Here is a 21,503-nt window from a genome sequence, read left to right on the forward strand (position 1 = left end):
ACGTCCAGACCAACATAATGCAACATGGTCGTTCTCCTTCACGGCTGGTTTTGCTGAGGCCGATCTTATCGGACCTCGTTCGCCCTGGGAGAGCGGCCGCCGCAAACACACCATGTCAATCTCTGCGCCCCGCCTTAACGGCAATTATTCGGACGTCCTTGCCACCCGTTCTGTATAGGCCTGCCCCTCGTTGAGAACATTGAGCAATGGGCAGTCAGGGGTGTCGGTGCCGGTGCAGCATGCGATAGTTCCGGCGAGAACGGACTCGATCGCCTGAAGATCACGGATTTTTGCGCGGACGACATCGAGATGGTGGCGCCCCATCCGTTCCACCTCGGCGCAGGTATGGCTGCCGCGATCGACGAGGGACAGCAGGCCGCGGATCTCTTCCATGGTGAAGCCAAGATCCCGGGCACGCATCACGAAGTTGAGCCGTTCCACATGCGCCGAGCCGTAGCGGCGATGGCCCGACGCCGTGCGCGGCGGATCGGGCAGCAGGCCCACGTTCTCGTAGTAGCGGATCGTCTCGAGATTGCAGCCCGTCAGGCGCGCGAGATCCGAACGCTTCAGGCTGCTCGCGATGGCGTGATCATCGGACATAAGAAAACCCCTTGTTCCTGTAGCTGCTACAGACCCTATCTTGCCTGTCATCAAGCGACAACCACGGTGAAGCGATGAGCGAGATGATTGAGATGGAGCGACAGGCCAGAGACCGCCCGGACAGGTCAGGATGGGCTGCCACTGGTGCAGGAGTGCTCGGCGCACTGGCGATGACCTCCTGTTGTATCCTGCCACTTGTGCTTGTCAGCCTCGGCGTGACCGGCGTTATCATCGGCCAGCTCACGGCGCTTTACGCATACAAATGGGTGACTTTCTCCCTCGCGGCAGTGGCTCTGGGCTATGGCTTCTGGAAGGCCTATCGCCCGGTGCCCGCTGATTCCTGCGGCACCGGCGCCTGCGTCCGTCCGGTGGATCGGGGCGTGATGCGGGCGCTTCTCTGGAGCGCACTGGCCGTCGTGCTGCTGGCCCTGGTCTTTCCCTATGTCGCCCCGCGCATTCTGACCTTCTGATACGGAGACCCCGATGAAACGAACCCTTCTTGCCGCGACGCTCATGCTCGCTCCTGTGATGTCATTGGCCGGCGAGGCCGAGACCCGTCTGCATGTCACCGGCCTGACATGCCCCTCGTGCAGCTACATCGTCGCCACCGCGTTGAAGAAAGTGGCGACCGTCCAGATCGCCGAGTTCACCGAGGGCGACGCCGAGGATGGCACTTACCTGGTGCAATATGACGACGCCGTCACCGATCCCGAAGCTCTGCTCACGGCTGTGACTGGCTTCGGTTACGGTGCGTCTCTCGTCGCCGGGAACGGATCGTGACCCAGCCCGAGACACCCTCGGGCAAGAACGACCGCCTCCTGAAATACGGGCTGATCGGCACCGTCCTCGTGGCGCTGTGCTGCTTCACCCCGGTCCTGGTTGTCCTGTTCGGTGCAGTCGGGCTGTCGGCTTTGCTGGGCTGGCTTGATATCGTGCTCCTGCCGACGCTCGCGGTGTTCATCGGCATAACCATCTACGCGCTCTGGCGGCGCCAACGCATCAACTGAAGTGAGACTGACATGAATGATTGCTGCTTCCCCAAGGGCGGCGCCTATGACCTTGCCGTCATCGGCGCCGGCTCTGCCGGCTTCTCGGCCGCCATCACCGCCGCCGAAGCCGGAGCGCGGGTCGCCCTGATCGGCGACGGGACCATCGGCGGGACATGCGTCAACGTGGGCTGCGTGCCCTCCAAGGCGCTGATCCGCGCAGTCGAAGGCGTGCACCATGCCCGCGCCTCGAACCGGTTCGACGGCATTGAGGCCGAGGCCCGTGTCAACGAGTGGGCCGCGACTGTAGGGCAGAAGCAGGCGCTGGTGGAGGAGCTGCGCGCGGCGAAATACGCCGACGTGCTGCCCAGGCACGAGAACATCGACTACGTTGAGGGCCGCGCCCGGTTCGACGACGCGGGTCGGCTGACCCTGGTAGGCTCTGTTTTTCCGGCGGCGAAGATCGTCATCGCGACCGGCTCCCGACCGCATGTGCCGGCGATCCCGGGCATCGAGGCGGTCGACACCCTCGACAGCACCTTGGCACTGGAGATGACCGCGCTGCCCGCCTCCATGCTGGTCCTCGGCGCGGGGTATATCGGCGTGGAATTGGCGCAACTTTTTGCCCGTGCCGGTGTCGCAGTAACGCTGGTCAGCCGCCGCGGCGTGCTGCCCGAGGCCGAACCGGAAGTGTCCGAGGCGCTGGAGGGATACCTTTTCGAAGAAGGCATCCGACTGGCGCGGGTCACGGGCTACGAGAGCGTGGCACGCGACGGCGATGCCATGCGTCTGACCGTCGCGGACGGAGAAACCTTCGACGCCGATCGGCTGCTGCTGGCCACCGGGCGGCTTCCGAACAGCGACGGTCTGAACCTCGGCGCCGCGGGCATCGAAACCGATGCACATGGCGGGATCGTCGTCGACGCGCTGATGCGCACCGCCAACCCGAATGTCTGGGCCGCGGGCGACGTCACCGGGCGCGACCAGTTCGTCTACATGGCGGCCTACGGCGCCAAGATCGCCGCCCGGAACGCGGGGGCGGGCGAGGCGCGCAGCTACGACAACGCCACGATGCCCTGGGTGGTGTTCTCCGACCCGCAGGTGGCGGGCGTGGGGCTGAGCGAAGCACAGGCGCGGGCTGCCGGGCATGAGGTCGTGACCTCGGTCCTGCCGCTCGATGCCGTGCCGCGCGCCCTCGCCGCCCGCGACACGCGCGGGCTGATCAAGTTGGTGGCAGAGGCGGGCAGCAAGCGGCTACTGGGCGCGCAGATCCTCGCCCCCGAGGGCGCGGACAGCATCCAGACGGCGGCGATGGCGCTGAAGGCGGGGCTCACCTACGAAGAGCTGGGCGACACCATCATGCCCTATCTCACCACGGTCGAGGGGCTGAAGCTCGCTGCCCAGACCTTTGAGAAGGACGTGGCCGCGCTCAGCTGCTGCGCCGGGTGACCCCATGAGCGAGAGATCGAAGCGCGACCTCCTCGGCTCGTCCCTCAGCGCCATCCTTGCTTGGTGGCTCCCTATCGGCGCCATGGTCCTGGCGATCCCGCTGCCCGATGGTCCCAAGGCCGGGATTTGGCTGCTGGCGCTGGTATGGATGGGCGGGGCCTGCCTGCTCAACGCCCGGCGGTGCGGTCGGGTGCATTGCCGCTACACCGGGACCTATTTGCTGGCGATGACGCTTCCGGTGTTGGGTCACGGCACCGGGCTGATGCCGCTGGGCGGCAAGGGATGGCTCTGGCTCGGCCTCGCGATCGGCGGGGGCACTGCTGCGATCTGGGGGCTGAGCGAGCGCATCATGGGCAGATACCGCTGAAAGCAGGGAGCCTCTACCATCCGACAGGCAAAAAGCGAGGAGCAGACATGACAGAGACACTCGACCTGATCGTAATCGGTGCCGGCATGGCCGGGATTAACGCCGCGAAGAAGTGCGCACGCGCCGGCTGGTCCACAGCCATCGTCGACGAGCTGCCTTATGGCGGCACCTGCGCGCTCAGGGGCTGCGACCCGAAAAAGATGCTGCGCGCCGGTGCCGAGGCGGTCGACGCTGCCCAGCGGCTCGAAGGCAAGGGCGTCACGGGCGAGACCCGGATCGACTGGCCGGCGCTGATGAAGCACAAGGAAAGCATCACCGAGCCGGTGCCGGAGAGCATGGAAAGCGGGCTGAAGGAGGCCGGGGTGCGGACGCTGCACGGCCGTGCGCGCTTCACGGCCGAAGATCGGCTCGCGATCGACGGTCATGGCGAGATCGCCTTCCGCCACGCGTTGATCGCCACGGGGGCGAAGCCGCGGCCGCTGGAGTTCCCCGGCGCCGAGAAGTTGATCGACAGCACCGACTTCCTGAACCTCGCCGAGCTGCCCCGCCGGATCGTCTTCGTTGGCGGCGGCTACATCTCCTTCGAGTTCGCCCATATCGCGGCGCGGGCCGGGGCCCAGGTGACGATCCTCGACCGTGGCGCGCGGCAACTGAAAATGTTCGACCCCGATCTCGTCGACATGCTGATCGAGCGCAGCCGCGCCGCCGGGATCGAGATTGTGGCCGAGGCCGCGATCGAGCAGGTCGAGGATAAGGATGGTGCGCACCGCGTGATCTACCGAAGGGCGAACGAGAACCATGCCATCGAGGCCGACCTGGTCGTTCACGGCGCGGGCCGGGTGCCCGCCATCGACCACCTCGACCTCGCCGCCGCGGGCATCGAGACCGAGCACGGCGGCGTGAAGGTTACACCCTGGCTGCAATCGACGTCGAACCCGCGCGTCTTCGCGGCCGGCGACGCGGCCGCCTCGCGCGGCAAGCCGCTGACCCCGGTGGCGGTCTTCGAGGGCAAAATCGTCGCTTCGAACATGCTGAAGGACAAGCGCACCGAGCCCGACTACACCGGCGTGCCGAGCGTCGTCTTCACCATCCCTGAGCTGGCACGGGTTGGCCTCCTCGAGGAGGAGGCGCGAGAAAGGGGCGATGTCGATGTGAGATTCCCCGACACCTCGGGCTGGTTCTCGCAGAAGCGGCTGGGCGAAAGCCATGCGGGCGCGAAGATCATTACCGGTAAGGAAGGGCAGATCCTCGGTGCGCACATGTTCGGCCCGGACTACGCCGAGCTCATCAGTGTCTTCTCGCTGGCGATTAAGCTGGGGCTGACGGCAGCGCAGCTAAAGGCCATGCCCGCAGCTTACCCGACGGGCGCATCCGACATCGGGTCGATGTTCTGAAAGACCAGCGGCCCTTCGCTGCGCGATCCACCAATGTTGGCTAACGGCCGGAAGAGACAGAAGCCCGACGGCCAAAGGTCCGTCGCACCTGAACCCATCTCTTGCAAGTCACGATCAACCGGCAATAGCCTACGCGGCTGGTATCGGCTGCGAAGCGAGGACTTGCTCGACGAGTTCAAGGTTTTTCGCTCGACCATCTTGCAGGACCCCAAAACACTCGGTCAAATCAATGATCTTCATTAGCTGTTTCGGTGATAGTTCGATGCCAAGATAGACCGCGCCTTTACCGATGGCCCATGTCGAGTCGATGACACGTCCGGATGAGGGGCAGAGGTTCCAGGCGTGAGAGAACGGGAGCGCCCTCAGTTCGACGTCCCATCCATAGCCCTCACAGTAAGGAAACCCATGCGAAAGGCTCAGTTGCCAAGCATTTCGAAAACACTGTCTTTGGGGCCCTTTCTTTATGCCTGGCGGCAAAGCACTTCCCGTCCAGCGCCTGCCGTTCCTGCGAAGGTAGTCTGTGAGAGGCAGGGCTCCGTAGGGACCGGCTAAAGTCTGGTCGATCAGGTCGAGTTGCTGAACGGCGTTCATGTTGTGTCTCCTTTTTGGTGCTCAGGAGATTGGTCTTTGCCGTCGCAACGAAAAACCAAGATCGGAGCGAAGGTCTGCTCTCGCTCGAAAGGTGACCCTCGCACCCTGGGCGATCCTGTGCGCCACCGTTTAGCACTGCGGGATGAAGGCGACGGGTATCATGAAGTTCCGGAATGGGCCGACAGCGAACTCAGTTGACCGTCGCCGCTGTCTACGAGGACATTTCGCTCGACCGGGGAGTTAGAGGGCGCCCGCAGAGCGTGATGATTTGATGGGCGTCGCTACCCCCGCGAGCCCGTCGTGCAGCCTTTCAACGGCAACTTGGGCACCAGAGGACAATGTCGGCTGCACGGACTGGCTCATTCGGCTGGCAAGTATGGGTTTGGCAATACCGGTATGTAACGAGGCAATGCCGTGCACATACCAGTACTCGCAGTCGCGCAGGACGTTCTTCGGACGGCCCAAGATTTAGGGCCTGGTCCTGCCCCTGCGAAAGCATCCCCGCTTCTCGGGCTTATGGAAGGAATGCCCCGCGCGAGCGGGTGATCTGCTGCCCGCGGCAAGGGCAACTATGTCACGTGCGTCCGAATTGGCGGTCCAGATGTTCACGCTTAATCGGCGGCGGTTTAAACAGGCAACTGGTGGATCATGGCACGGGGGCGGCCATCCTCCGCCCAAAGGAACGCCAGCGTGATCGGCAGCCGGAAGCGGCGCGGGCCGGCTGCCCCGGGATTCAACCAGAGAATTGGGCCGGCCTCTTCAATGCTGGGCTTGTGCGAATGGCCCGAGATCACAACATTCCAGTCTGCGGCCTCCGGATCGGCCATTAGATCCTTGCGGTTATGGATCATGTAAATATGCAGCCCGTGGATCGTGAGGCTCGCCGTTCGGGGCAGGTCCTCAGCCCAGGGACTGCGGTCGATGTTGCCGCGTATTGCCGTCAAAGGCGCTATGCGCGCGAGAGCGTCGAGATGTTCTGGATCGCCGATGTCTCCTGCGTGCAGGATGCGGCCGACGCCTTGAAGAGCTTCCAGCGCTTCGGGTCGGAGAAGGCCGTGAGTATCGGAGATGACGCCGACAAGCTCCTCGCGAGTCGGCGGGCGAAGGGACTGCACAGGAGAAGCGTCGGTGGTCATCGAAGGAAATCCTGTATGTGTTTAGCGTCTCGGAGAGTGGCTCGGCGCGACAGTAGAATGCGGACGGCTCCATGAGACTGAGTAAGCGCTCATCCTGCTCTCTCACCCCCTCGTCGGGGAGTTGCTTGGTGGCTCGCGCTATTCAACATCGAGGTCGATATCCGAACTGATGCGGCCGCGGGCCTTCACGAAAGCATCCCTGAACGCATCTTCGCTATCGATCTGCTTGTCCGAGATGAGCAGCGCGAAGTGGCCACCACATGCATTCACGTAGCGCTCGATGGACCCGAGGCTTGGCACGGGCCCGGACAGGGATTCCAGCCGTGCAATCACCGATTGGGTCATACCCGCTGCCGCCGCAACTTCCTCCTGGGTTAGTCCTCGTGCATCGCGCAGAGCGCGCAGTTTTACGGCGATCCCACGCTTGCGGGCGTTCTTGGCTTGGTGCTCCGCGAGCTGCGGATGCGCGTGATGGAGCGCGCCTCGGAGGGATTTGTAACTCTTGGCCATGACCAGGATCTCCATCGTGGAGCCGTAGTATAGCACATTTGCTATGAATCTATCAGTCGCTTGTGATGTTCTTGATTTGCGCCCGGCCAGTCTGGCCAAGCCGAAGGCTCTAAAGGCGATGGGCGTGCACGCCATCCTGCACCGCGAATTAGGACTGCCGAGGACGCCTTCGACGCCGCACTCGACCTCGTCGACGGCCTTTGACGTCCAACGGAAAACGCCTTCTATGGACGGCGTGACGTGCCCCGAAAAAATATGCGCGCAGGCCGCGAAAAAAATCGCGCGCGGAACGCAGCTAAGTCCCTGATCCCCAGCGTGCCAGACGAAAAAATATCCGCACCCCTACATCGGGTGCAGGGGTCGCATATTTTTTCGCGCCGCGGCTGTTCTCTGCGTAGTCCCACTCCCAAATTTTCAAAGGGATAGGTAGGCTGCGCGCAGCAGAAACGAGTCCGGACTCGCTGAGCTATGTCTCTTGCAAGCGACAGGGCGAGAGCTTCGGCGCCAATGCCATTTGTCAACGCCGAGGCGCATTGCCCATCAATCGAACGCCGGTTGGTGCATGAGGCCGAGCCATCGCTTTGGGTGGCAGCAGCCAGTTCCGGGAGGCGGCGTGCTCGGCGTATCTGAGGCGTGGCCTTCATGATGTCTGGGGAGGCAACCGGGTCAGAGATCGCGCGGCAAGCCCTCGACGGGATCGGAAAGCTCTGCAAAATTGAACGGAAGATTACCGGCCAGCGCGCCGAACTGCGCAAGGCTGCGCGCCAACAGCACTCCGGGCCCATGGCCGCGGCCTTCAAGACGTGGGCTGAGGCCCGGCTGGCGCGCATTCCAGGAAAGGGCGATCTCGCCAAGGCCTTCCGCTATGGGCTGTCCCGCTGGCCCTCCTTCGTGCTCTTCCCGGAAAACGGGCGCATCGGTATTGAACACAACTCCGCCGAGCAGGCTTTCCGCCCGATTGGCATCGGGCGGAAAAACTGGCTTTTCGCCGCTTTCGACAGCGGTGGGGAAGCCCTCGCTCGAGCCATGATGCTTTGATGCTTTTCGAACCCGTGCTCTGCGCCCCAACCTTAGATCGTCAAAAGCTGGATTTTTCCGGGGGCAGAGCACTACGGATTGACACACTGGTGCACGTGTGCAGCATCGACCCAGGTTTATCAATAGGTCGCATTATGTCAGAAGTCATTGAACCGGAAGCCCCAATCAAGAAAAGTCAGAATCTTGAAGTAACTTTTTCGACGGCGGACAAGGTCAACTTCTCCTCTGCCCAGAACGGGGTTTCGATCCTTCGCAAGATTACACTGCATAATCCGACAGACGCTCCCCTGGAAGGCCTCGCCATTTCCATTGAGAGCAGCCCCTCCGTCATCAAACCGAAAACCTGGACGCTGGATCGGCTCGGCCCGGGCGAAGAGCGGAACCTGTCAGACCTCGAAACGCCCTTGAACGACACGCTTCTTTCCGGGCTGAACGAGGCGGAATTTGGCCAATTGACCTTGACGGTGTCCGCCAATGACACCGAATTGTTTCGCGAAGAGCGCCGGATCGAAATGCTGGCCCGCGATGAGTGGGGCGGCATCGGAGACATGGCGCATCTGCTGGCAGCATATGTCTCGCCCAACGATGCCGTGGTGGCCGCGATCCTGAAGGAAGCCGGCCGGTTGCTGGAGCGTGGCGGGCAAAGTGGCGCGATCGACGGCTACCAGTCTAAAGACCCGGGACGGGCGTGGATGCTGGCAGGAGCGATCTGGTCCGCGACAACTGCACTCGGGCTGACTTATGCTTATCCGCCAGCCTCTTTTGAGACCCGCGGACAGAAGGTGCGCAGCCCTGCGCGGATCAAGTCCGAAGGGCTGGCCACCTGCCTGGACAGCGCCTTGCTGCTGGCTGCCTGTTTCGAAGCTGCGGGGCTGAACCCGGTGGTATTGTTTTCCGAGGGACACGCCTGGACGGGTGTATGGCTCAGAGAGCGGGATTTCGGTCAGGTGACGGAACCTGACGTGATGACCGTGCGCAAGGCCATCGACGCCCGCGAGTTTGTCGCTATGGAAACCACACTTCTGACAAAGAGGCCGGCAATCGGGTTCGAACAGGCGGTCAGCGCGGGTCGAGATCTGACGGCGGAGCGCAATGAACACACGTTCCAGCTGGCTGTTGATATTCGCCGGGCCCGCGTGGCGCGTATTCGGCCTCTCGCCTCTCATAACACTGAGACAAGCCAGGATGCTGGGCAGATCGACGCCGCGCCGCCAGCCCTGCCGAAACCGCTGGCCTTCGATTTCCTGCCGGGCGATCTGGTGGATGAAGAGCCCAAAACGCCGCAGGATCGGATTTCCCGCTGGCAACGCAAGTTGCTCGACCTCTCCCTGCGCAATCGCCTGCTCAACTTCCGCGATACCAAGCAGACACTTCCGTTCATCTGCCCGGACGTGTCGAGCCTTGAAGACCAACTGGCCGACGGCAAGAAGTTCAAAGCCTTTGCACTCAAGGACGAAGACCCGGTTGGACAGCGTGACCTGCTCAACAAGGAAGAGCCGAAGCTGCTCGAAGAGGTCGCGCGCGATGCCTTCGCCAAGGGACAAGTGGCTGTTCCGCTGACGGGAAAGGATACGAACAACCGCCTGCTCGCTCTGTTTCGTAAGGCCAAGAGCGACATGCAGGAAGGCGGCACCAATACGCTGTTCCTCGCGGCAGGTTTCCTGCGCTGGAAGAAGACCGAGACTGATACGCGCAGCTACCGCGCACCTTTGCTGCTGATCCCCGTGAAGATTTCGCGCCGCTCGGCCCAATCCGACTTCATTATCGAGCATCACGAGGATGATGTCCGCCTGAACGCGACCCTGCTCGAATTTCTCAAGCGCGACTTCGACCTGCGTATCCCGGAACTTGAGGGTGAGTTGCCGCGTGATGACAGCGGCTACGACCTGCCGCTGATCTTCGAAATCATGCGGCGCAAAGTTCGCGACGTGGCCGGGTTCGAGGTGGTCGAAGAACTGGCCATGTCCACCTTCTCCTTTGCCAAGTTCCTGATGTGGAAAGACTTAGTCGACCGGACGGACAGCCTGCGCAACAATGCACTGGTACAGCACCTCGTCGACAATCCCACAGAGCCGTTCCTTGCCGAAGGCGCGGCCGCGCTTCCTTCTGCCGCGGATGTGGATCGACGGGTGGCGCCACGTGATCTCTTCACGCCATTGCCTGCGGATTCGTCGCAGTTGTCGGCAGTGCTTGCCGCACAGGAGGGGCATGACTTTGTCCTGATCGGCCCTCCTGGTACGGGCAAGAGCCAGACCATCGCCAACATCATTTCGCAGTGCCTTGCAGTGGGCAAGACAGTGCTTTTCGTTGCCGAGAAATCCGCCGCGCTGGACGTGGTTCATCGCCGTTTATCGGCGCACGGGCTGGGCGACGCAGTGCTGGAACTGCATTCCAACAAGGCGGACCGAAAGTCCGTGCTTGACCAACTCGGGCGCAGCTGGGACCGGCAGGGCGAGATGTCCGAGGCCGAATGGATACGAGTGACCGATGACCTCTCGGTCACGCGCACTCAGCTGAACGAATACGTGGCTGCCTTACACCGCAAGGGAACGCAGGGCTTCAGCGTCTACGACGCCGTGGGCTGCGCTGCTCGCGCCGAGGTGCCCTTTAGCCTGTCCTTCGACAACAAGGATGCCCACGATGCCGAGAGCTATGCGCATTTGAGCAACTTGGCCGAGGCGGTCGGGCGGTGCCATCAGATTGTCCAAGGCCGCCCCGGCCTGCCGCTTGTCGGAGCTGAAGAGTGGTCCTTTAGCTGGCAGGCGGAGCTGTTAAAGCGGGCCGAGAATCTGCGCACAGTCTCCCGTGACCTGGCTAAGGGCGCTGCCGCCCTGTCTGCGCTGTGCGGGTTGACCGATGATGTGCTGACCCGGGACCGGCTCGAAAAACTGGTGGCGCTCGCCGGATGGCCGGCCAATGGGTCCGATGTCAGCTGGGGCCTGGATGCGGACCTATCGAAAGCGGAGCAGGAGAGCGAACGACTTGGCCCACTGCTAAACGCGTATCGGGACGCTGCCGGGGCGCTGTCAGCAAGCTATCCTCTGGATCGGCTGGGTGCGATGCCGCTCGACCAGATGGACGCCGACTGGCGGCGGGCCCAGACAAAGTCCTGGCCATTCTCGATCTTCGCCAAATCCGCCGTGCGGAAGCTTCTCCAGACCTATGCCACGGACGGCAAGGCCGATCCGGCAACGGACATTGCCGGTCTCGATGCCTTGCAGCGGATCAACGACGACATCGACACCATCGCATTGTCCGGTTGTCCCGCTTTCGACAAGGCTGCGACGGACGCTGCCCGATTGACGCAGTTCATTGCCGAAGCGCGGCAATTCCGAGCGGTCACCGAGCCGCTGGCACAACAGGTTTCGGATCGCTCGCGATGGACGGAGGCCAAAGCCGCACTGGCCCGCCGCGAGGCTGGCGACCTGCGAGCAGCACTCGATCGTTTCCGCGTGCTTTATCAAAGCTGGGCAACGCAGGCGGATGCGTTCCGGGACACCGCAGGAACCGACCCGACACAGCATTCCCTCGATGAACTCGCCCAGCTCCTTGATCAGACGCTGGAAAACCGCGAAGCGTTGGAGGATTGGACGCGCTGGATGAATGTGCGCAATCAAGCCTGCGCGGCGGGTTTGACCTCCCTCGTCGAAGCTGTCGAAGCCCGAACTCTGGCTGGCCCGGCGGAAGAAGCGTTCACCACGGCCTACGCTCAGTGGTGGCTGCCGCAAGCCATGGACGCAGAACCCGTGCTGCGGGGCTTTTCCCATTGGTCACACGAGGACGCGATCACCAAGTTCCGCGCCCTCGATGATCGCGCTACCGAGATGGCGGCAGAGCAAGTCCTTCACCGCATCCGGCACGGACTGCCAGCCCGCGATGGCGTGGCCCGCAAATCCGAGTTGGGAACCCTGCGCTACCAGCTCGGCCTGCAACGTCCCAGCATGCCGATCCGAACGCTGATCTCAGAGATGCCGGCTACCTTCACCAAACTCGCACCGTGCGTGTTGATGTCGCCTCTGTCTGTCGCGCAATACCTGCCAGCCGGGCAAGCCGCCTTTGACGTGGTAATCTTCGACGAAGCTTCTCAGATCACGACCTGGGACGCGATCGGAGCCATTGCGCGGGGACGGCAGGCCATCATCGTCGGCGATCCCAAGCAGCTGCCCCCGACCAACTTCTTTGGCCGCACCGAGGGCACCGACGAGGACCTGCCGGAAAGCGAAAAAGACCTTGCCTCGATCCTTGACGAGGTGGCCGCCGCTGGCATCCCGACCCAGCAACTCGACTGGCACTACCGCAGCCGGGATGAATCCCTCATCGCATTCTCCAACTGGCATTACTATGGCGGAAGACTGGTGACTTTCCCGTCTCCAACTACGGAATCTCAGGCGGTGCAGTTGCACCAGATCAATGGCACCTACGCCCGTGGTATGGGCCGCACCAACGAGGACGAAGCCCGCGCTATCACACGTGTGGTCGTGCGACGCCTGACGGAATGGCTCGCCTTGCCCGAAGAAGCGCGCCTCACGCTCGGCGTCATCACTTTTAACGGTGAGCAACAAGGGCTGATCCTCGACCTGCTTGACGAAGAACGCCGCAAGAACCCCGATCTGGAATGGTTCTTCGAAGATGATCGCGAAGAACCCGTCATCGTTAAGAATCTGGAAAACATCCAAGGGGATGAACGCGATGTCATGCTGTTCTCGATCACCTTCGGCCCGGATCACGCGGGCAAGCTGTCCATGGCATTTGGTGCGCTCAACGGCGATGGCGGCGAAAAGCGGCTGAACGTGGCGATCACCCGCGCCCGGCAGGAGTTGCACATCTTCGCCTCGATCCGCGCGGATCAGATCGATTTGACCCGCACGAAGGCGCTTGGCGTCAAACACCTCAAGGGCTTCCTCGACTTCGCGGCGCGCGGGCCGGTTGCACTGCCCTCGCAAGACGACGGCTCACTCGGCCCAGTGGAGAATGCCTTTGAGGCGGCGATCAAGGCGGCCATCGAGGCGAAGGGGTGGGAGCTGCGACCGCAAATCGGCGTCTCCGGCTTCCGCATCGACTTGGGCGTCGTGCATCCGGATCATGCGGGCGTCTACCTTGCAGGGATCGAATGCGACGGGGCGACTTATCACGGCTCTGCCACGGCACGAGACCGGGACAAGGTCCGGCAAGCCGTTCTGGAAAACCTCGGCTGGAAGATCTTGCGCATCTGGTCGACCGATTGGTTCAAGAACCCGAAAGCCGTCGTGGAGCGCATCCACGAGGCGCTGACTGAGCATCTGGAGGCAGATAGGGAAAGGCGTGCGGAAGAGGACGCCGCTCGAATTTCATCGTCAGAAGAGGTTTTGCCAGCCAATGATTTCCAATCTGACGAACGGGGTGTTGCAGCCGGTCAGGCAACGGCTCCGGCGGAAATGGAGCCGCTGCCTGACCCAGGCCTGCGTGCGCCCGAATACCGCGAGGAGCCTCTTGTTGCAGGTGTGATAGCACCGGAACATAATGCACTAGACGCAGCCGCCGCCGCACAATCGGACGGCCTTACCCCCGACCCGGAGCAATTCTACGAATCCGCCTACATCCCGCGCCTTGAGCGTTTGATAGAGGGCATCGTCAGAACCGAAGGGCCGCTTCCTGTGACGCTCCTTTCGCGGCGTGTCGCTCAACAACACGGGTGGCAACGCACTGGCCGACGTATCGTTGATCAGGTGCGCGCGGCTTTGGCGCGCATCGATATCCACAATGAGGATGGCGTCGATTTCGCCTGGAGCAAGGGCAGCTGCTCAAACCGTGTGCCGTTCCAGACTGAACTGAGGCGCAGCATCCGCGACATCTCACGCGCCGAAATCGTCTGGCTATACGACGATAATGCCGAGGCGCTTGATGAGAGCGACGATCCGGCTCGCGAGCTATCACGCCTGGCAGGAATCAATCGCTTAACGGCTGACAGCCGAAGCTATCTTGAAACCTGTATCGAATGGCGAAGAGAAACTGCCTCGATGCCGGGCGCTGACGCTCCATAGGCAAATCGACATTCCGATCCATAATTCGCCGGAGCGGGAGTATTCGAGAGCTACGGTAAATTTTACACTGATGTCAGGCGCGATACCCGCTTGTCCTCATTTTGCCTGGTCTTGTGTAGGGCCGTTGGTTCAACGGCTGAACGTTCAGCTGGAAGGCGATGGTGGTAGGGTAGCCGTTTGCTCAGGATCGTCCGAAATCCATTCGGTATTAGTTGTTGCCCCTTTCGGCCCATTACAGACATTCACTGCACACTGAGCCGACGGCTGCTTTGGCGGAGCCTGGGACTTCGAGGAAAAACCTTACTGGCCTGAGTTTCTTTTCTTCCAAAGTGCGACACGCTGCTCATCACGTTTTTCGTATTCAGCAATAGCCTCGCCGATCTTACGATCCACCAGATCCTCACGATCTGCTCCAAGATCGGTCAGACCGAACAGCACTATTAGCGTAAGACATGCCAGAAAAACCATTACCGCCAAGGTTCGCGCAGGGGGCATAGGGGCGGAGGCGCTTGTCTCATAGCCGCGCAAGATCTACCGGGCCCGATAGGCCACGTCTTGCGGACGTGGACAGGTGACCACTCAGGGTGGTGAATGCTTGATGCACAGACCGTGGGGCGCCGGCATCCGGCGTAGCTCATCGCGAAGTTCCTCGACGAGTGCCACGTCGACATCCGCATGAAATTCGTCGTTGCTGGCCATCGCGTCGCAGTTTGGTTGGGTCCGCAGGAATCGCATTCCACGAAACGCCGCGGCAGAGCCCGGGAAGCGGCTCGTTCTGGTTTGATGAAGCATCATGCACTCAATCGGCGAAATAAATAGTGCCCAGAACGCTGCTAGCTCTTTTCCCTGTCGTTCGCGGTACGAAAATACACGCTCCACTGCATCGGTCCCGCCACTGTGGATCCGATGACGGCGCGCAAGAGGGCTTGCGCACCGCTTTTGCATCTGCGCTGGAGCTCAACATTCCAAACCGGAATGGACGCAGAACGCTTCCGCATTGGCTTAAAGTGCCGGGATAGGGGATAAAGGCGTTTGGAAACAACGTCGAGGAGGCCCCATGGACCGCGCCCAGATCGTGCATCAGAACTTCCTGGACCGGGTGACAAGCCAGGCCCTCCCCGGCGGCCGCGCGCCCGCGGGGCCGCTGGAGGCGCCGGTTGCGGCGGCGGTCTACCGCGCGCAGGTGCTGAGCCGGGCGCTGGATCTGACCAGCCGGGCGATGCAGAAGGCCGGCGAGGGGTTCTATACTATCGGCTCCTCCGGGCATGAGGGGATGGCAGCGGTGGCCCGCGCGCTGCGGCCGGACGACATGGCCTTCCTGCACTACCGCGATGCCGCGTTCCAGATCGCCCGTGCCGATCAGGTGCCGGGCCAGCGTATCGCCTGGGACATGCTGTTGTCCTTTGCCTGTTCCAGTGAGGACCCGACCTCCGGCGGGCGGCACAAGGTTCTGGGCTCGAAGGCGCTGATGATCCCGCCGCAGACCTCCACCATCGCCTCGCATCTGCCGAAGGCCGTCGGGGCGGCCTATTCCATCGGTGCGGCCCGGCGGAACAAGCCGGAGCATCAGCTGCTGCCGGACGATGCCATCGTGATGTGCTCCTTCGGGGATGCCTCCGCCAACCATTCCACCGCGCAGGGCGCGATCAACACGGCGGGCTGGACCTCGGTGCAGTCGACGCCGCTGCCCCTGCTTTTTGTCTGCGAGGACAATGGCATCGGCATCTCGGTCAAGACGCCGAAGGGCTGGATCGAGGCCTCGATGGCGCAGCGGCCGGGGATCAGGTACTTCAAGGCGGACGGACTCGACATCTACGACAGCTTCCGGGTGGCGCAAGAGGCCGCGGACTATGTGCGCCGCTGCCGCAAGCCCGCCTTCCTGCACCTGCGCACGGTGCGGCTTTACGGGCACGCAGGCGCCGATGTGCCTACCACCTACATGAGCAAATCCGAGGTGGAGGCGGATGAGGCCAACGATCCGCTGCTGCACTCTGTGCGGCTGCTGCGCGACGCCGGGGTGATGGCGCCGGAGGCCGCGCTGAAGATCTACGAGGACACCCGCGCCCGCGTGGAGCGCATCCGAGCCGAGGCGGTGAAGCGCCCGCATCTGAAGACGGCTCAGGACGTCGCCGCCAGTCTGGTCCCCCCGAAACGCGCCTGCGCCCCCACCAACGGCCCCGGTGCGGCGGCGCGGGCAGCGGCGTTCGGAAGCGACCTGCGCGCGATGGCGGAGCCGCAGCCGATGTCGCGGCTGATCAACTGGGCGCTCACCGACCTGATGCTGGAACATGGCGAGATCGTGCTGATGGGCGAGGACGTGGGCCGCAAGGGCGGGGTCTATGGCGTTTCCCAGAAACTTCAGCAGCGGTTCGGGCCGGACCGGGTGATCGACACGCTGCTGGACGAGCAGTCGATCCTGGGGCTGGCGATCGGAATGGGGCACAACGGCTTTGTGCCGATCCCGGAGATCCAGTTCCTCGCCTATCTGCACAACGCCGAAGACCAGCTGCGCGGCGAGGCGGCGACTTTGCCGTTTTTCTCGGACGGGCAGTTCACCAACCCGATGGTGGTGCGGATTGCCGGGCTTGGCTACCAGAAGGGCTTTGGCGGGCATTTCCACAACGACAACTCGCTGGCGGTGCTGCGTGACATTCCCGGGCTGGTGGTGGCCTGCCCTTCGGACGGAGCGGAGGCCGCGATGATGCTGCGCGAATGCGTGCGGCTGGCGCGGGAGGAGCAGCGGGTCGTGGTCTTTGTCGAGCCCATCGCGCTCTACCCGATGCGCGATTTGAACGGTGAGAAGGACGGCGGCTGGATGCAGCCCTATCCGTCGCCGGACCGGCGCATTGGCCTCGGTGAGGTCGGCGTGCACGGCGAGGGCAGTGATCTGGCCATCGTCACCTATGGCAACGGGCGGTATCTCTCCACTCAGGCGCAGGCGGAGCTGGCGGATCAAGGCGTGCAGGCGCGGGTGATCGACCTGCGCTGGCTGGCGCCGCTGCCGCAAGAGGCGCTGCTGGAGGCGGTGAAGGGCTGCGGGCATGTGCTGATCGTCGATGAATGCCGCGTGACCGGCAGCCAGTCGGAGGCGCTGATGGCGCTCTTTGCCGAGCGCAGCGATATCCCCGCCGCCCGTATCGCTGCTGGCGATTGCTTCATCGCAACCGGCCCGGCCTATGCAGCCTCCCTGCCGTCGAAAGAGAGCATCGTGGAGGCCGCGCAGGCCCTGACGGGAGGCAAGGCATGACTCGCACCGCCGTTCTGATCTGCCCCGGCCGGGGCACCTACAACAAGCCCGAGCTCGGGTATCTGTACCGCAACCATGCGGATAAGGCTGCGCTGCTGGAAGGCTTCGATGCGCAGCGCCGCGCCGCCGGGCAGGAAGAGGTGACGGCGCTGGACGGGGCCGGGCGGTTCTCGGTTGCGAAATATTCCCGAGGGGATATCGCCTCGCCGCTTATTTACGCCTGCGCGATGGCGGATGCTCAATCGCTGGCGAAAGATATCGAGGTGGTGGCAGTCACCGGAAACTCGATGGGCTGGTATATCGCGCTGGCGGCGGCGGGGGCGCTGAGCGCCAAGGATGGACTCGAGGTGGTGAACACTATGGGCACGCTGATGCAGGAGCGGCTTATCGGCGGCCAGCTGGTCTATCCTTTCATGGGGCCGGACTGGCAGGACGATCCAGCGCGCAGGGCGGAGCTGCTGGCGCTGGCGGCGGAGATCGGCGCGCGCGAGGGACATGAGCTTGCGCTGTCGATCAGCCTGGGCGGCCTGCTGGTGCTCGGCGGCAACGAAGCCGGGCTCGCCGCCTTCGAGGCCGCGGTGCCGGTGCTGGAGCAGCGGTTCCCGTTGCGGCTTGGCAACCACGCCGCATTTCACACCGCACTGCAAGCACCGGTGGCCGAGGCGGGCCGCAAGCGGCTGGGGCCTGAGATGTTCCGCCAGCCAAAGCTGCCGCTGATCGACGGGCGCGGGCAGACTTGGTGGCCGGGCGCCACGGACCGTGAGGCGCTCTGGGACTACACCCTGGGGCACCAGGTGGTGGCGCCCTACGATTTCACCCGCGCGGTGCAGAACGCGGCTTTTGAGTTCGCGCCGGACCTGTTCATCGTGACCGGCCCCAGCACCACGCTGGGCGGTGCTGTGGCGCAATCGCTGGTTCAGGCGCGCTGGCAGGGGCTGGCGGGCAAGGCGGATTTCAAAGCACGGCAGGCGGAAGACCCCTTGCTGATCGCCATGGGCGATCCGGAACAACGCGCCCGCGTCACGGGCTGAACCTGTTTCCCGTGAAACTGCCGGTGGCTCTGTGGAGGGGCGGGCTCCCGCGCCTGTTGCCCGCATCCAGGATGCGGGCAAATCAGCCTTGGGCGTGGCACGGCCCCCTGGGCCGTGCGGGCGCACTCCGGCAAGCCTGAGCCGCGCCTATTCCGCGGCGGCCAGCGGCTGCGGCGCGGCAGCGATGGCGTAGCAGACCACCGGCTGCGAGACGTTGTGCAGCCGCACCTCGCCCAGCGGCTCGCCGTCGGGCAGGCTGCCAAGCGCGTCCTGGCTGACGACGATGGGCCGGTCCGCCGATTTCCCGTAGTCACCCAGCCGTGCGGCGACATTGGCGGCCTGGCCGATCACCGTGAAATCCAGCCGCTCGCGCGAGCCGACGTTGCCATAAGTCACCCGGCCGTAGGCGATGCCGATGGCGCATTCGCAGCGGTGCCCGCCTCCCTTCGCCCCTGCTTCCGCCTCTTCCTCCTGCGCCAGCTCCTCCAGCCGGTTGACGATGGCGCGGGCGCTGGCCACCGCCTGGGCGCGGGCCTGGTCCGGATCGCTGCCCGCCGGGAACACCGCCAGCACAGCGTCGCCGATGAACTTCAGCACCTCGCCGCCGTGTTCGTGCACCAGAGTGGAAGCGGTCTCGAAGAACTGGTTCAGGAGCGCGATATAGTCCCGCCGCCCCAGCTCCTCCTCCAGCCGGGTCGAGCCGCGCAGGTCGCAGAACATTATCGCGGCGTCGATCTCGTCGCCGTCGCCGCGGCGGATCTCGCCGCCCAGCACCCGCGCGCCGGTGCGTTTGCCCACGTAGGTCTCCAGCAGCGACTGGGCATTCTCGCGCTGCATGAAAACCTCATAATACCGCGCGATCACGCCGGAGCATTCGAAGATCAGCCCGAGGTCGGAGGTCGAGAACCCCTCCGGCCGGTCGCTGGTCAGCGTCAGCACGTTGATGCGCCCGTCGGAGAAGCGAAGCGGCATCGCCACGTAATCGGTCGCGCCCTCCTGGCGCAGATCGGCGAGGATCGGGAAGGCGTCATCGGGCTGGCCGAGTCCGATCCGATGGCGCACGCCGCCCAAGCCGTTGGAGACATGGCGCAGCGGGCTGGCGCGGAAGGCCGGGTGGTCGTGGATCTCGTAGGAGGGGGCATAGGTGGTGACCTCACCGGTCTTGCGGCTCCAGATGAAGTTCTTGCCCGCGACCAGCGGGTGCAGCGACCAGACCATGACCGAGAGCCGCGACAGGGACACGCCCTGTTCCACGAATTTCTCTCCGAGTGCAGCGGTGAATTCCTCGGGCGCGTTCAGATGCACCGCCTCGCGCAGGAGCCAGTCGATCACCGGGCCGGAAATGTTGCCGTAATCCGGCATTTCCACCCGGTTCGGGCCGGGGTCGAAATCGGTGTAGGTGCCGGGCATGAAGCTGATGTGGCCCGAGATGCCCGCCGATTCCGGCAGCGCATCGTCATAAGACCAGACGCCGTTTTCCAGCCGCTCGCCGGGCAGCAGGATGTCCCGGTAGCCGGCGGTGCCCTTGAAGGGGCAAAAGGTCTGCAGCCCGGTCAGCCCGGAGAGCGGCACCTGCACGTCGTCGAGCGGGAAATAGACGGCGGGCGGCAGGCGGGTTTCATACATCACCTTGGCGCGGGTGCTTTCTGCGAGCAGCACATCTCCCCGGCGCAGGGCAACCCGGCCTTTCAGCGGTTCGATGAGGATGCCGTATCCGGCCGGTGGCGGCTGCGTTCTTGCGTCCATCTTCGGGGTCCTTGTCCGGTGCCGCGATGGGCCCGGCACGCTGGCGGCACAGCAGCGCTCTGTCCCGCAGGGCGCCCCGTCCGGTCAGGCGGAAGCGGGCGCGGCAGGTGCGGCCGGGTCCCAAACTATGTGTCCCGGCATGCGCGCTTGTCCACCCCGGCACACCGGATGGTGAGCAAAACGGAGCCAGGCAGCCGGTGTTTCGCGCAGGGCCTGCACAGGGCCTGCCCGGTTCGCGCCGGCCGCCCGCCCGGCACCGCCCGCCCGGCACCGCCTGTCAGACCATTCGGATCACGTCCTTGCTGATCGCCAGCACATAGCCGCGCTTGGCAATGTTCTTGACCAGCAGTTCGCTCACCATCTGGTTGCCAAGCGTGTCGCGCAGCCGCTTGATCCTGGTGGCCCCCGCCGCCTCCTCGCAGTCGCTGGCCGTGCGGCCCGAAATCACCGCCTCGATCTCGGCGCCCGACAAGACGTCACCGTCCAGCCGCGCCTCGGCCAGAACCGAAAGTGTTTCCATCGCGGAGGGCGTGAGCTTGAAGCCCATGTTGTTGAGATAAAGCGTGTTTTCCTCGCGGCTGATCAGCAGCTCGGTGACCTGGATGCCCGCGCGCTCGATCTGCGCCATGCGCCGGTTCAGCATCGCCAGCATACCCAGCACCGACAGCGCCGCCACCATCATCGCGGTGGCAAAAACCAGCAGCACGAAGATGATCACCCGGTAACTCGCCAGCGTGTCGGAAAAGGCGGTGCCAGACTGCGCCAGGATCTCCAGGAGCTTGATCTCGGCCTGCGCCGTCAGGTCGTTCTCGACAAACAGCCGCTCCACCCTTGCGTTGAAGGCGTTGCCGTCGGGCAGCGTGAGGATCAGCAGAGTGCCGGCGATGGCCAGCAGCGCGACGATGGCCGCGATGCCAAACGCGATCACCCGGCCGCCGGCTGCGCGCGCCTCAGAAACGGAGATAGTAGGGTCCGGCATTGGCCTTCCTCTGTTCGAGCCCCTCGGGTCCGAAGACCGACAGGACGTTCAGCAGGGTCCAGCCGCCGGGCGTGAGGCGGGCCTGGATTTCCGCCTTGGCGGCCTGCTTCTTGCAAGGGCCGGAGAGCGCGATCACGCCGTAGTGCAGGCGCAGCGGGTTGTCCTGCTTTGCCTTGTAATCGGCATAGCAGTCTGCCGCCTGCGCGGGTGAGGTGAAGGTCAGGAGGGCGGCCATGACGGCGGCCGGGACAAGGAAATGTTTCATCTGCTCATCCTGCGGCCCGCAGCGTTGAAATTCAATAACCGCAGGGGGTTGGGACGGGTGATATCGGATAACAGGGGGGCGATATTGCTTGTCCCGCGGGGCGGGGCGCAGGCTGGGGCATCCGGCGCTCTGATGCGTCCAAGT

At 63.9% G+C, this 21,503-nt stretch carries 16 protein-coding genes and 1 pseudogene; 10 read left to right on the plus strand and 7 right to left on the minus strand.

All coding sequences use genetic code 11. From position 1 onward, the window contains the following. Nucleotides 1–144: 144 nt before the first annotated feature. Nucleotides 145–600: a MerR family transcriptional regulator gene (locus tag ACOHX0_RS12545; RefSeq protein WP_420677161.1), complete on the minus strand. Its 456-nt coding sequence runs from the start codon at nt 598–600 to the stop codon at nt 145–147. A 74-nt stretch (nt 601–674) separates the two neighbouring features. On the opposite strand from ACOHX0_RS12545, the gene ACOHX0_RS12550 reads away from it, so the two are divergent. Genes ACOHX0_RS12550 through ACOHX0_RS12575 form a run of 6 tightly spaced genes read left to right on the plus strand, consistent with a single transcriptional unit; the run spans nt 675 to nt 4,796 of the window. Then, nucleotides 675–1,070 (plus strand): mercuric transporter MerT family protein, encoded by a 396-nt coding sequence (locus tag ACOHX0_RS12550; RefSeq protein WP_420677164.1) that lies wholly within the window; start codon nt 675–677, stop codon nt 1,068–1,070. A gap of 13 nt (nt 1,071–1,083) precedes the next feature. Next, on the plus strand, nt 1,084–1,380 hold the full coding sequence (locus ACOHX0_RS12555; protein ID WP_420677165.1) for a heavy-metal-associated domain-containing protein: 297 nt from the start codon (nt 1,084–1,086) through the stop codon (nt 1,378–1,380). Then, a complete protein-coding gene (gene merF / locus ACOHX0_RS12560; protein ID WP_420677167.1) occupies nt 1,377–1,607 on the plus strand; it encodes a mercury resistance system transport protein MerF in 231 nt (76 codons plus the stop codon). The genes ACOHX0_RS12555 and merF overlap by 4 nt, the downstream gene beginning before the upstream one ends. 12 nt (nt 1,608–1,619) lie before the next feature. After that, nucleotides 1,620–3,035 (plus strand): mercury(II) reductase, encoded by a 1,416-nt coding sequence (gene merA / locus ACOHX0_RS12565; RefSeq protein WP_420677169.1) that lies wholly within the window; start codon nt 1,620–1,622, stop codon nt 3,033–3,035. Nucleotides 3,036–3,039: 4 nt separating this feature from the next. Beyond that, nucleotides 3,040–3,402 (plus strand): hypothetical protein, encoded by a 363-nt coding sequence (locus ACOHX0_RS12570; protein WP_420677170.1) that lies wholly within the window; start codon nt 3,040–3,042, stop codon nt 3,400–3,402. A 47-nt stretch (nt 3,403–3,449) separates the two neighbouring features. Further along, nucleotides 3,450–4,796, plus strand: a complete 1,347-nt coding sequence (locus tag ACOHX0_RS12575; protein ID WP_420677172.1) for a dihydrolipoyl dehydrogenase family protein — start codon at nt 3,450–3,452, stop codon at nt 4,794–4,796. Between the two features lie 129 nt (nt 4,797–4,925). On the opposite strand, the gene ACOHX0_RS12580 is transcribed toward ACOHX0_RS12575, so the two are convergent. The 3 genes from ACOHX0_RS12580 to ACOHX0_RS12590 all read right to left on the minus strand — a co-directional run bounded on the left by ACOHX0_RS12580 (nt 4,926) and on the right by ACOHX0_RS12590 (nt 7,033). Next, nucleotides 4,926–5,387 carry a hypothetical protein gene (locus tag ACOHX0_RS12580; protein ID WP_420677173.1) on the minus strand — a complete coding sequence of 154 codons (462 nt, stop codon included), beginning with the start codon at nt 5,385–5,387 and terminating at the stop codon, nt 4,926–4,928. 626 nt (nt 5,388–6,013) lie between these two features. Beyond that, entirely contained in the window at nt 6,014–6,523 is a 510-nt protein-coding gene (locus ACOHX0_RS12585) for a metallophosphoesterase family protein (protein ID WP_420677174.1), read from the minus strand. 138 nt (nt 6,524–6,661) lie between these two features. Then, nucleotides 6,662–7,033 (minus strand): helix-turn-helix domain-containing protein, encoded by a 372-nt coding sequence (locus tag ACOHX0_RS12590; RefSeq protein ID WP_420677176.1) that lies wholly within the window; start codon nt 7,031–7,033, stop codon nt 6,662–6,664. Nucleotides 7,034–7,620: 587 nt separating this feature from the next. On the opposite strand from ACOHX0_RS12590, the pseudogene ACOHX0_RS12595 reads away from it, so the two are divergent. The 4 genes and pseudogenes from ACOHX0_RS12595 to ACOHX0_RS12610 all read left to right on the plus strand — a co-directional run. Next, nucleotides 7,621–8,068 (plus strand): annotated as a pseudogene (locus tag ACOHX0_RS12595) (IS66 family transposase); the annotation flags it as partial. A gap of 137 nt (nt 8,069–8,205) precedes the next feature. After that, nucleotides 8,206–14,091 (plus strand): DUF3320 domain-containing protein, encoded by a 5,886-nt coding sequence (locus ACOHX0_RS12600; RefSeq protein WP_420677178.1) that lies wholly within the window; start codon nt 8,206–8,208, stop codon nt 14,089–14,091. A 1,057-nt stretch (nt 14,092–15,148) separates the two neighbouring features. After that, nucleotides 15,149–17,338: a dehydrogenase E1 component subunit alpha/beta gene (locus ACOHX0_RS12605; protein ID WP_420677179.1), complete on the plus strand. Its 2,190-nt coding sequence runs from the start codon at nt 15,149–15,151 to the stop codon at nt 17,336–17,338. Next, entirely contained in the window at nt 17,335–18,369 is a 1,035-nt protein-coding gene (locus ACOHX0_RS12610; protein ID WP_420677180.1) for an ACP S-malonyltransferase, read from the plus strand. The genes ACOHX0_RS12605 and ACOHX0_RS12610 overlap by 4 nt, the downstream gene beginning before the upstream one ends. Nucleotides 18,370–18,516: 147 nt before the next feature. On the opposite strand, the gene ACOHX0_RS12615 is transcribed toward ACOHX0_RS12610, so the two are convergent. The 3 genes from ACOHX0_RS12615 to ACOHX0_RS12625 form a co-directional block, all read right to left on the minus strand. Next, nucleotides 18,517–20,115, minus strand: coding sequence for a DUF427 domain-containing protein (locus ACOHX0_RS12615; protein WP_420677181.1), 1,599 nt, complete (start codon nt 20,113–20,115; stop codon nt 18,517–18,519). A 277-nt stretch (nt 20,116–20,392) separates the two neighbouring features. Continuing rightward, nucleotides 20,393–21,094 (minus strand): winged helix-turn-helix domain-containing protein, encoded by a 702-nt coding sequence (locus tag ACOHX0_RS12620; protein WP_420677182.1) that lies wholly within the window; start codon nt 21,092–21,094, stop codon nt 20,393–20,395. Then, the gene (locus ACOHX0_RS12625) at nt 21,066–21,359 is read right to left on the minus strand and encodes a hypothetical protein (protein ID WP_420677183.1); all 294 of its coding nucleotides are present in this window, start codon (nt 21,357–21,359) and stop codon (nt 21,066–21,068) included. The genes ACOHX0_RS12620 and ACOHX0_RS12625 overlap by 29 nt, the downstream gene beginning before the upstream one ends. Nucleotides 21,360–21,503 lie beyond the last annotated feature (144 nt).

It is taken from the genome of Cribrihabitans pelagius (assembly GCF_048820915.1).
GTDB lineage: Bacteria > Pseudomonadota > Alphaproteobacteria > Rhodobacterales > Rhodobacteraceae > Cribrihabitans_A > Cribrihabitans_A pelagius.